Below are 12,116 nucleotides of genomic sequence, written 5' to 3'. Positions count from 1 at the left end.
TTACACCTCTTTTCGCACAGGTGGTCTGGTATCAAAGGCATGGAGCAGTTCTTCAAATACAGGGTGGAACTGTATCACACCGACACGACCATATAAATCACTGATAAGGCATTGCCCGTTTTCCAAATCACGCAATCGCTTCTGATTGTTTTCGTCCTCTGGGTCTACACCAAAAAAGGCAAGGGTTTTTTTAATCTCGTTAAGGTCAGTGGAACGAAAGGCAAATTTTAAGCCGAGGTTATTTTTCAGTTTTTCATCTAAGAGGTCATCTGTATTTTGGGTCACGAAATATACCCCAGCGTTCATAGCACGACCAGCACGAACCAGCTTCATAGATAGTGTTTCCCCTTGTGCCACCTGTAAGAAGCTCCATGCTTCGTCTAAGTCTACAATCTTGAAAATACTTCGGTCTGTATGGATAAAGTCCAACGCAAAGGTACTAATGACAATCAGCATTGCTACCGATAGTAACTCCATTGTGGTATATTCCTCAAAGGAAGTTTCCTTGTCAGGAAGTACCAAGTCGGCAACCTGTATAATGTTCAGTTGTTTTTCAAGGCTGATAGACTGCTCTACATAACCATCACTAAAAAGCAGATGGGCAAAGTCATAGTCTGTAAAACTTTCGATATGGTCGGCTATGCTGGTACTTAGTGGCGTATTCTCAACCCGTAATTCTTCAATCACTTTCATCAACCCTCGCACTTCACTATTGGTTACTGCACGAATGGCTTTTCTAAGGATTGGGAAGCGTTCCCCATCACGAGAGGAAATCCCCGTAAGGAATGTCAAAATATCAATAGCCAGTGATTCAGAATCTTTGGTATTTTTCATAATTACATAAGGGTCAAGTAAGCCTTTGTTTTTCTCATCAGAAGTCAGATTGACGATATTGATTTCATGGGAAATCTCTGGCAAGGTTTCTTTCCATCTGCCACGTTCTGCTTTTGGGTCTACAATCACTGCTTGTGCCCCATAAAGCACTGCATAATAGACGATAAGGTTATTCGCAAAGGATTTACCACCACCCAGCGAACCGACAAAGGCAGACGCTAACGCATTGGTTACTGAACCCTTAACCCCTTGACTGGCAAGAGCAGGTTTCAGATAGACATTGCGTCCAGTATCTAAGCTGTAGCCAACATAAATCCCCTCATTTTCACCCAGCATTTGAGTAGCACCAAAACCTAAACCAGCGAGGAAATCAGAGGTCACGTATTGAATATAGTCATTCATATATCTTTTGCTGGCAGGTAAAAATTCTTCATGTAAGCCCAGCATATCCCCAAAAGGTCGTACCAGTTTCACGCTCAAATCATCATAGAAATCTTTCACTTCATTACAACGACGTTTAAGTTCGTCAAGGTCATTTGCTGATACCCTTACAACATAGGACAGCTTATACATAGATTCCTTGCTTTGGTCTAAATTGGTTTCCAGCTCGTTCACACTTTCCAGAGCTTCCGCCACATTAGAGCTGGTTTCATTATCACTTTGCCATGCGTGGTTATCCAAGTCTTTCAGTTCTTTCTTTTTATTGCGGACAGTAGATAGGGCTTTACGATTCGCTACAATTTCCACATTCATTGACGTATCAATCGGAAAGGTAAATTGCTGTTGCTGGTAGTAGAAGATTTCAGAGGACGGGAAGTCCAGTTCGCCGACAATACTGTTGATGGTAAAGTAAGCTACATAGGCGGTTTCGTCTTCCTGCTGGATTTTCAAATATCGCTGTTTTTCTTCCACCAGACAGCGAGTAGGCTTAATGAGGTCATAGGTTTTAATCAGTGTTTCATGTTCCAGCTTTTTCTTTGATAGAGGATACTCATACTCTTCATAGGCAGTGCCTGTCTGTCCGTAAAGGTGTTCAATCAGATAGCCGAAGTCGTCCTTATCTAATCTTCGGATTTTGAAACGACGGGAGATTTTATTTTCTAAAAGCTTTTCCATCTTCTGAAAACGCAGGATTTCATCATTACTCATACTAACAAAATCGCCCATCAGCTTATGGTTCACATCATAGACAAAATCAGTAAAAGCATTTTTTGCTTCAACGGTAAGACTTTTCATAGAAAACTCCTGATCGTTGAGAAGCAACTTAAAACCGATAAAGAAACGGTAGTCCACTTGATTTTCGCCAATCATGGATATTAAAGCGTCTGTCTGTTGGTCGATTTTGTCATAGGCAACCGTTTTGAGCTTTCCAGTGACTTCATTTTTGGAACGTTCTTGTGCAGAAAGTATGCTGGATTCTGTACTGATTTGTAAAGCATGAATCTTGCCATCACGATTTTGTGCGATAAGCTGTCTGAAAGAATCATGTACTTGTATTTTCTGTTCCGGACTTAGAAATGAGTAATTGTAGGGAACAAGCTCATAGTAAGCGTAACATTCCCCATCTTTATTCCAGACCAGATTGTTTTCAATATATTTAATTGGATATGCCATAAAATTCACTCCTAACTGCTGTAATGGCTTCTTGTGGCTGGTTTCTGCCAAGCGTTACTTTTTTTCCTGCATAGGTCAGTTTTCGTCGCAGTGCATAAGCAATGACAGACTTCAAAAATCCATAAGGCTTTTTACCATCAAAGGTTTTTGTAGACATAAACCATGTGAAAGCCACAGGAATCCCAAAGTATTTGAGAAATGCTCCCTCTATCATAGAAAGAGGGGGCAAGTTGCCAAGTATCATAACTGCAAAGAGTGACACGACAAACCATGTCATTTGCGTAAAGGTTATGGGAAACGGAAGTCTAAAGTCATTGATGGAGTACAACACTTTCTCAACAGACCAGATACTGGTATAGCTTCGTATTTTCTTCATGTAATCAATCCTTTCATAAAAATGGGGATAGTCTTTTGACTACCCCGTAAACAAGAAAATCTGCCAGTAAGAATGTACCGACAGATTTAATAGACGATTTCAAAAATCCCGTGATTGGTTGAGATAAACGTTCCCGAAAGGTCTAAATCCCGACCATAGGATTCATAATCAATATAGTTTTGAAGACTGGCTGGCACTTCGCCTAAAGCACCCGTTTCTTCAATGTAGTAGCGTGCCACGTCAGACATATCATCACAATCGGAATGAATGATAATATCTTCTTGATGTTCGCTTAATTCTTCAATACTTGAAAAATGAGTGAGCAGAGCAGATAGCTCCGATTGTAGTTCTTCTGGCAACTCCGATACCATTTCCCATAGGCGATTGAGTTCGCTAATAGAAGTGTATTCGTCAACCGTAAAGGGTAACTCGTAATCATGAATGGCGTATTCCTCATATTCATCATTCAAGCCGATTTTCTCTTTGACTTCCTCAAAATCAATGGGAAAGGTAAACCATGCACCAACTAATTCGCCCTCATTGTATTTGCCTAAATTGGCAATGTAGACTTGCATATCGTCCATGTATTCACACGTCCTTTCTTTATAGAGATTCAAAAATCCCTACCGCACTTCGTTTGGTGTACCATTCTTTTGCGGAACATAAGAAAACCACTTATATTCCACAAAATAACGGTTTAATTTAAGCACCAATAATGCGATTGAATAGCTCTAGTAAAATGTCTTTTACTCCAGCAGCGTTGAAGACTAAGCCTACCGCAATAATCGCAATAATGAGAAAGCCAATGAGTTTACTGAACTCACGCTTGAAGCCAAGATACAAGCCAATCACAACGATTGCTAAAAGTACCAGTGATTGAGCGTTTGATAGAAACCAGTTATAAAGGTTTTGTCCAAAATTCATAAAAATGTTCTCCTCTCTATATTCAATGAATTTGTGTTTAGGTTATTTCTTTGTCGTTATCACGTCCTTATCTTTTGCCGACTGTTGCTTCAAAATCTGCTCATGCCGGTCTGTCAGTTTCGCATGGTCGAGAATGTCTTTCACAACCTGCGTCTGGTTGATTTCATCAAGTTTAATCGCAACCTTTAAAGTGGGTGCGACTTGATGGGAAAGCCAGTTCAGCGTCCGCTGGAAAGAGTAAGGCTCTGGTTTTGTGGTTAGTTTTAATCGTTCACGGTTGTTCCCAATAAACCAAGCCCATTCTTCATTCAGCTTCCAATCAGAACGAGGTTTGGAATCGTCTTTATCTACAAAACGGATATACCGATTGATAATTTTAAAAGCAGTCTTTTCTGGATTGTCATAGACGAGTAAATCACGGACTGCATAATAGGCACGCTCATTTTTCAGCCGAATCTCAAAACGGTTTTTTACTTCTGCGTCTTCAATGGGAATATCATTTTTCTTGTACTGTTCATAGTCCTTTTCATAGATACAGAAATAAACTTCACTCTGTAATGAACCGATATAGAGGGTATTTCCCATACATTCCTTTTCATCTTTGCGTACCAGTTCGCCACTGCGATAGCTTTTGAAACTGCGGAAGACGGAGATACATTCTTCCTGTCTGCATTTTTCAGTGAGTACAGGGATATTCAAAATCCCTGTCTTATCGTTAATGGCAAGGTCAAGGCGTTTCATCACACCGCCAGCCACCAAAGCGTCCATAAAGAACTCATACCAGCTTCTTTGTTGAGCCAGAAGATAGCTTTCAAATTGCCGACACCCACGACCTTTCAATTCCACCAGAACTCCTTTGTCCAGTTCGTGGGAGCAGAGAACGAATATATCGCCTAAAGCATAATGCTCTGAATAAGAATAGAAACCATAGTCCTCATGAAGAAAATAGGACAGTTTCAGTTGTAAGATGTTTTCGACCACATGCTGTACGTCCGTTGTGGGAAAGCGAATTCTTACATAATCAAACAGCATTTCAAGGGGAGCGTCGGGATTGAAGCGTTCCAGAGCTTCCCAAAGGGACTGCTGTAAATCCTCTGATGGCTTGACTTTTCCTGTTTCAATATCGCTTAGATACTGCCTTGTAATACCAGTCGCAACAGCTAAACGGTTTTGAGATAGTCCATAAGCCAAGCGTTTTTCTTTTAAATGCTGTAACCAAGTTTGTTCATTCAGTAAAAATCCCTCCAATCAAAAAGGCGTATGTCAACTTTTAAAGCCCATTTGACATACGCTGAAATTTTGTAAATCCCTTGTAACCAAAGGATTTTCTAATGTTTTTTTGACTGTTTCCTGTCGATTTGTACCCCCCTGTTAGATACGGGGGGTTAAGTGCTGGCGTGGCTATTGCCACACCAGCCAGCAAGATCAGTCCACACCTGCGACTTCCGCTTCGCACGTCGCCTGCGTGGACTGTCTGCTGTTGGATAACTTTTTAATTTCCTCCAAGAAATCATATCCTTTTGGTACAAGGGGAGTATAAAACTCTGATATGACACTTGTTCCTACATCAACATAGCCACGACCTTTGATTCGCTTTAAGAAGAAATCCTTTTGTACGTCACTGCCAAACATCATGCCATAGCCCATTTCAGACATACGACCTAAAGCCACTCTGAAATTAAACTGATCACGGATTCCGTCGCCTAAATATTTTGCGTCTGGACGTTGACAAGCCAGTATTAGAAAGAAGCCAGCTTGACGACCTAACATGACAATCTGTTTCAGCTTATTCATAACTGCGGTGTTTTCTTTTGTTCCCAGCATTTCCATGAAAGCGACGTATTCATCAAAGATTAAGAAGTGTGCCGGGAGACCTAAGTAAGCATAATTTTTGCCAGTCTTATAGTTCTTCATCTGCTTCATTTCCTCACTACGTTTCATCATTTCTTCATAGAATGTTTCAATGCAAGAAAGCAAGTCTTCTTTTCTATAGTAGACATTTGCCATCACAGAACCTAAGTCCGCAAGATCAGCATTTTTCGGGTCAAGAATATACAGTTTTGAATCTGTATGAAGCAAGGCTTCAATCAGTGTCAGTATAAAGTAAGTTTTACCGCCACCTGTACCACCAGCAATCAACATATGAGGGAGCTTATCATATTCCCACCATACGTTTTTCATTAAGCGAAGTTTACCATCTTTAGCTTCTACTTCATCAATAGAAATACGACTGGCTATGGTGTCATAGAGCAAAGTATATTCCACATAGGAATCCTTTAACTCTTTATCCGTCAGCTCACAGTACAAGCCACTCTCTAATTTCTTTTCCAAGTGTAAGAGTTGGTCTTGATATTTTCCCAGCGTGATTTCCACCCGTATCTGTATCAAGCCATTTTTAAGTCGATAATACATTTTAGGGAAGTAGGTTATCTTTTCCTTTGTACGACCAGCACTATCTTTAAAGAAACCCTCTGTTTTGACCTGTTCAGATTCATACCACTTGTTTTCAAGTATCATCTTTGCCAGTTTTTGACGGTGGTAAAGTTGTTTAACCGTATCATAGCGAACCCGTTTGAATACAAACGCTACCAGCAAGCAGATAAGAATTGCGACACTGAAACTGATAATTAAATAGGGAATGTCAATCTTATCTGCTTGTGATAGGTTAAAATCCTGCCAGTTGATCTGCTGGATTGTCTTCACATGAAACAGTCCGACAACCAGCAGGAAAACAGGCAGGAGTGACGCTATCGTAAAATGAAAGACTAAATCTTTACCAGATGGGCGAATCCTTTTACCACGCTGTTTCATGCGAAAAAGTCTCCTTTCTACCTAGCGACTATTTGTCTTGTGTCGGTTCTTTCTTTGCTTGTGGTTGAGCTTTGAATGAACTAGAATCCTTTGTCAGCACAATATCGTCTGCCTTGATATACCAGTCAACATCTGCTCCTTGATAGGTGGCAGTAGCAACGGTGTCCGCAATGGGATTGATAAGTTCCACCCGTGCGTTATAATCAAACTCTTTCAAAGGCACGCTGGCAGGAATACTTACTTGAATCATGCGTCCTTGTCCTTTGGATTTTAAGTCATAGGTACGTTCCTTGATTTCATCTGAAACCGACCCGTCTTCATTTTGGATTCTCACTTCACGACGTAGAGCAGAGAATTTCAATTCTCCAAAAGTCGTGTCTTTATCTAATACAATGCCATTTGCTAATCTCATCATTTTTCCTCTCTTTCTTTATTCTTTTATCATGTCGTCAGCATGTAAAAGGTAATTTGTAAAACCACGAGTGCCGATTTTGTAGCCCTCTGCGGTAATACGTGGATTGACTAACTTCACACGTTCCTCAAAGCCGAAATGTTTTTCGCCAGCTTCAGCAGGAAGCACCACCACAATATCATCTGCTCTTTGAACATCAGAATAGAGATTATAGCTTCTTGATAAGACAGTTAGCCGTCCGTTGATTCTTCGCTGAACGACTTTATCCTCGCCAGCAAATTCTAAATTGCCGAATGTTTTTTCCATGTTGGGAATCACAAATTTAAGTTCCATATTTTTACCTATCCTTTCTTTTTTATTGGCTGAATGAATGTTTGATGGTCTTAAAGAGTGGGGAACGACCTTTTGATTCTTGATTTTTTGTTTTCATAAGTTCACTTCCTTTCAAAATCGGGTAAAAAAATAGACACCTCATTTTTTGAAGTGTCTACCTATTAAATATTCAAATTTTATTGGAAGTATCTTTATATCTTCACTTTTCAAGGATAAATCGTCGTATCAAAGCTCATTCATAAGTAGTAAATTAGTAGTAAATTGAGTGGTTTTGACCTTGATAAAGTGTGATAAGTCCAGTTTTTATGCGGATAACTAGATTTTTATGCTATTTTTTATATAAAATTTATATATAGTTTCTAAACTAACATACTCAATATTACCTCTAGTACCAATAATATCTATTGACCAAGAACTATTTTTAAAAATTACTCGATTATCATTAATAGATTTTTTACTATTTTCATACTGATTTAATTCAATTAAGACTATTTTCTTTTCCCTCAATAGTTCATCTTCAGTAATAGAAAGATTGAAAATCCTACTTATCAGTATTTTAAAAATTTTATTGAAATCTTCAGCTAGACAGTAACCACTTAAATTAATATAATCTCTAGATGTCTCTCCTTTAATAGCTGCACCATTCATATCAAACAATTCATTTAGTGATTGTTCATTCCCTGCTCGTATTAGTAAATGTTCAATAAGATGTGAAAATCCTAATTCATTTACTTGCTCAATACTAGTACCTGCAACAAACATCAATGAAAAATATGCAAATTTACTTGCTTGATTTTTTTTAAATATAATTTTCTTATTCATCAATTTTTAGAATCTCCCAGAGTTTACTTTTATCGAAATCATGACCACATGTAGGACAATGAGATTGCTTAGAGAAGTGCTTGAATTCATCTTCCCTAAAACTATAAAAATCAAATCTAAATAAAGTATTCCAAACATTACTATTTTTCTCTGTTACACAATCTAACCATTTCTTCACAACCCGTGATGACAATAATAGAATATTAGTTAAAATATTTGCAGTTATTAATTTTCCATCATAGTTTGAAAATTTTTTAACTAAATTTTGAAAGTTATCACTATCTTGTTCATAAAGTAAACAATCAACACAGCCTATATTTTGAATATTAGGATTACAAAATAAGAGTTTACCTGCGCTACGTTGGCTAAAACAGTATATACTAGGGATATTAAATAAATAGCATGCTCTATTTACTAATCTTTGTGCTATATAAGGAGGTTCATCCATACAACAAAATACCCAGTCACTTTCAGAAATTTCTTTTTTTACAGCATCAACAGTGCTCATTTTTAATTTTCTTTTTGTGACTACACACTGATAATTACGTTTTAGAATACAATCTTTTACACAGTCAACTTTATATTTACCAATATCGTTAAAGGTAAACATAGATTGCCTATTTATATTATTTTCTTTAACAATATCATCATCGACTAAATGAAGTCGCCCTACCCCTAATTGGGCTAATTGTAATGCGATATGAGAACCACCGGCTCCACATCCTAGTATGGTAACTTTTAAATTACTCAATTTTTCAAGTAATTTAATCCCACCAATACCTTCACTAGAATAATAAGTTTCTAGTGATTCATTAATTAAATAGTGATCAATTTGATTTACAGGTCTATCTAATATTTCTAATAAATTACGATCAGAAAATTTAGATATATATTTTTCTATAATATTTTCGGATATATCATATTTTTTTCTTAATAAATCTTTAATTTCTTCAAAGCTATTAATTCCATTGCAACAAGAAATTAAATCTGACCAAAAATCTGAGTATCCTGTAATTTCTAATACATCAACATCATCAGCTCCAATTCTTAATCTGTCGTTCTTCCATTGGTAAACGATTCTATCCTGGTTCCATTTTGGGAAATAATTATCCATTTTATATCCTCAACTATTTGATAAAAGCATGCAAGATGAACATGCATGCTTCTGTTATACACGAGAAGTCGATTAATATTATTGACTTCTTTTTTATTAATACAAACTAATTTAAACTCTCTTTTTAAGAGTTTAAATTAACTAAATCTAAAATTATCTTAGATAAAGTACCAATTAGTTGTATCTTCTTCACGAATTTCTTCAAATTCTAACTCCAAAATGTTGAAATCTTCCATAATCATGATCATCACCTCCTTTCTATTATAAAACAATAATCTGATCAAACTCTTCCAATATTTCTGGATTTTGATCATGAGTAATGACAATAACAATTGCATCTTTAATGGATAGAATGTAATCCATTATTTCTTTTGCTTTTATTGGATCAAGGTTACTTGTAGGTTCGTCAAATATATAAACTGAATATGTTTTGACTAAAAACCTAGCTAAATCAATTCGTTGCTTTTCTCCTTCTGAAATGATTTGGTTTGATTGAGCTAGGTTTTTACGAAGGAAGTCTTCATTAAAACCTAAGGATTTTCTTAATTTTTCAGTTAAATGAAGGTTTCTAGCCAATTTGATATTCTCTAGAATATTGCCTTCAATCAGAAAGTCATTTTTTTGCACAAACGCAATATCTTTATATAACTCCTCTGAGGAAATATCAATATTCTGTTTTCCGTTGATTTTTATTTCTCCATCATAAAGATTTTTTGGATAATAATTTAGTATTAATTTTACTAAAGTTGTTTTCCCAGCTCCTGAAGCACCTATAATTGCATAGCGCTTGCCTTTTTTAAATTCATAGGAAAAATGATCAAATAATATTTTATTTTCAATTTCATAATGTAATTGGCTAATAGAAATGGTCGAAATGTTATCACAATCAATTGTACTTGTTTTATGGGAAGTTCCTTGATTTGTCTCATATAGATTTTCCTGGATATTATCAATAATGGACTTGCTACTGCTGATTAAATTTTTATTGTAAAGAATAGATTGTAATGGAGCAAAAACACCGTTTAATAATTGAATACTTGCTACTAGTAATCCAATAGTCAGTAAGTTATTTCTTACAAAAAAGATACCAGCGACCATACAGGATAGTTGAGAGCCAAAACTTAGTAAAATCCCAGTAGTTGAAGCTAAGTCTTTTAAGAATTGATATGTTTTTCTGGACTCTTCAAATTCTAAACTGATTCCCTGAATTTTTTCTTGGGTCCAGCTTTGAATATTTAATAACTTAATTTGTTCAAAACCATTAATAAAGTTTGTCATTTTTGACAAATAGTGATTATTTTGTAGAGAATAATTATTTGTTGATTTAGTCATTAACTTTCCAGGAATTTGTGATAGGAAAACCGTTATACTCGACAATAAAAGGAAGACTAATGCTAATCGCCATTCTATATAAATAATAGCAACCACACTCATGATAAGGCTCCCTAAATTTGCAATTAGAGAGATTTTAGGGATTAATAAATTTTCTTGAATAAGGTCACTGTTTTTGGTGATATTATTTAAGAAATCTGAATGGTTACGGTTGTCAGTTTGGTTAAATTCACGCGATAAATAATGTAATAAGAGACGCCTTTTTAGATCTAAAATAACTTTTTTTACATATTCGTTTTTAAGATAGGAATAGGAAGAAGAAATCAAGAACCACAGTAAAATCGAACCTACAGAAATAGTGATATGAAAGAGTAATCCACTATTTGAATTAGATATACTATCAAGTATTCTTCCTAATTGCAGAGAGAAGAATGTCATTAAAAGAGCACTTGTCAAACTTAATAAAATAATCAAGAAATATAGTAATTTATATTGTTTCATAATCTGGTTCATATCTTACTCCTTAAGTAACTCTGATGAGAATATTATAATCCAAATATGAAAATCAGAAACAAACTTCCCGTATTGGGGACGCAATGAATAGTTTACACTAAATATAAAAAAAAATTATAAAATAATTATTTTTTAAAATAAGAGGAGAACTCATATTTTTATTTAACAATGAATATATCACACTAAACCAGATAGAATATACAAGTTAATTTGTACCGAAATTACTATATATTATAAGAAAAATAGAAACTCTAAAGCATTCTGTACACTTTAATTTTAATTCATCTCTTTTTGTTTCTAATACAGGGTATTGAGACTGGATTATAAGCACATCAACAAAAAACTTTATTCAAACCTACCTTTGAATAAAGTCTTTTAACTATCTAAAAAGTTCACATTTTATGCTTATTTATGGAGTTAATGAAGCGCCAACTAAATCCTAGAACCAACATCAGATTGATGAAAAAGTACACAGCCGTAAAACTAGTTAAACCATGTTGTCTGATATCATCAAAATATAAACTAGGTTCAGTAAAGAACAGATAAATTCCATAGACCTCCACGAAAATAAGAAAACTGATAAAACCAATAAGGAAAAGTCCACTGGCAATAAGAAAGAGTCTCCATAAAAGAATGAGAATTCCTCCTACTGCTAAAAAAATTACTGGGATAAGGAGTAAATCATTCATGACTTTCTCCTTTCTAATCAATCAACTGACGATAATGGGTGGCAAGAGAGGAATCAAACTCTTCTAATTTTTGAACTAAGTCCAAATACTCTTCTTTTTCATGTTCTTCAAAGTCCACACCTTGATGATTCTGAAGAGCGATTTCCAATTGACTAGTGAGCTCTCGTTTAGAAAAACTGTAATCCCCTGTCACTTCCTCATAATGTTCCTTTAACTCCTTGTAGGCTTGGTATTCTTCAGGTGTTTGAAATCCCTGTACCAAAGCCTCTTCTAATTGATAATAGGTATCTTCCATCATAATCGTTACCTCGTTTCTTTCTATCTTTATTCTACCGCGCTTTT

The 12,116-nt window shown here is 35.8% G+C and carries 13 protein-coding genes; all 13 read right to left on the bottom strand.

Translation table 11 applies throughout. From position 1 onward, the window contains the following. The 13 genes from tcpF to HT688_RS04885 all read right to left on the bottom strand — a co-directional run bounded on the left by tcpF (position 1) and on the right by HT688_RS04885 (position 12,072). Positions 1-2,448, bottom strand: a complete 2,448-nt coding sequence (tcpF, locus tag HT688_RS04950) for a conjugal transfer ATPase TcpF (protein WP_172923607.1) — start codon at positions 2,446-2,448, stop codon at positions 1-3. Next, the gene (locus tag HT688_RS04945) at positions 2,432-2,824 is read right to left on the bottom strand and encodes a conjugal transfer protein (protein ID WP_002345009.1); all 393 of its coding nucleotides are present in this window, start codon (positions 2,822-2,824) and stop codon (positions 2,432-2,434) included. The genes tcpF and HT688_RS04945 overlap by 17 nt, the downstream gene beginning before the upstream one ends. Positions 2,825-2,910: 86 nt before the next feature. Next, on the bottom strand, positions 2,911-3,408 hold the full coding sequence (locus HT688_RS04940) for an antirestriction protein ArdA (protein WP_002345010.1): 498 nt from the start codon (positions 3,406-3,408) through the stop codon (positions 2,911-2,913). A gap of 118 nt (positions 3,409-3,526) precedes the next feature. Next, positions 3,527-3,748: a hypothetical protein gene (locus HT688_RS04935; RefSeq protein ID WP_001009056.1), complete on the bottom strand. Its 222-nt coding sequence runs from the start codon at positions 3,746-3,748 to the stop codon at positions 3,527-3,529. A 42-nt stretch (positions 3,749-3,790) separates the two neighbouring features. Beyond that, the gene (mobT, locus tag HT688_RS04930; protein WP_172923606.1) at positions 3,791-4,996 is read right to left on the bottom strand and encodes a MobT family relaxase; all 1,206 of its coding nucleotides are present in this window, start codon (positions 4,994-4,996) and stop codon (positions 3,791-3,793) included. Positions 4,997-5,173: 177 nt separating this feature from the next. After that, positions 5,174-6,559: an FtsK/SpoIIIE domain-containing protein gene (locus HT688_RS04920; protein WP_000813488.1), complete on the bottom strand. Its 1,386-nt coding sequence runs from the start codon at positions 6,557-6,559 to the stop codon at positions 5,174-5,176. A 28-nt stretch (positions 6,560-6,587) separates the two neighbouring features. Further along, the gene (locus HT688_RS04915; RefSeq protein WP_000985015.1) at positions 6,588-6,974 is read right to left on the bottom strand and encodes a YdcP family protein; all 387 of its coding nucleotides are present in this window, start codon (positions 6,972-6,974) and stop codon (positions 6,588-6,590) included. 15 nt (positions 6,975-6,989) lie between these two features. After that, complete coding sequence (locus tag HT688_RS04910) at positions 6,990-7,304, bottom strand: YdcP family protein (RefSeq protein ID WP_000420682.1); 315 nt, start codon at positions 7,302-7,304, stop codon at positions 6,990-6,992. A 315-nt stretch (positions 7,305-7,619) separates the two neighbouring features. Beyond that, a complete protein-coding gene (locus tag HT688_RS04905) occupies positions 7,620-8,126 on the bottom strand; it encodes a M16 family metallopeptidase (protein WP_001034978.1) in 507 nt (168 codons plus the stop codon). Then, positions 8,119-9,240 carry a HesA/MoeB/ThiF family protein gene (locus tag HT688_RS04900; protein WP_172923605.1) on the bottom strand — a complete coding sequence of 374 codons (1,122 nt, stop codon included), beginning with the start codon at positions 9,238-9,240 and terminating at the stop codon, positions 8,119-8,121. Before HT688_RS04900 ends, HT688_RS04905 begins: the two co-directional genes overlap by 8 nt. A gap of 261 nt (positions 9,241-9,501) precedes the next feature. Continuing rightward, positions 9,502-11,085: an ATP-binding cassette domain-containing protein gene (locus tag HT688_RS04895; RefSeq protein ID WP_001071847.1), complete on the bottom strand. Its 1,584-nt coding sequence runs from the start codon at positions 11,083-11,085 to the stop codon at positions 9,502-9,504. A gap of 392 nt (positions 11,086-11,477) precedes the next feature. Next, positions 11,478-11,774 carry a DUF5966 family protein gene (locus HT688_RS04890; protein ID WP_000998890.1) on the bottom strand — a complete coding sequence of 99 codons (297 nt, stop codon included), beginning with the start codon at positions 11,772-11,774 and terminating at the stop codon, positions 11,478-11,480. Between the two features lie 13 nt (positions 11,775-11,787). Beyond that, on the bottom strand, positions 11,788-12,072 hold the full coding sequence (locus tag HT688_RS04885; protein ID WP_000969637.1) for a DUF5962 family protein: 285 nt from the start codon (positions 12,070-12,072) through the stop codon (positions 11,788-11,790). Positions 12,073-12,116: the final 44 nt, after the last annotated feature.

This window comes from Streptococcus sp. 1559 (assembly GCF_013276735.1).
Lineage (GTDB): Bacteria > Bacillota > Bacilli > Lactobacillales > Streptococcaceae > Streptococcus > Streptococcus pseudopneumoniae.
The sequence above is the reverse complement of the archived record's forward strand: the minus strand, read 5'-3'. Positions and strand labels throughout refer to the sequence as shown.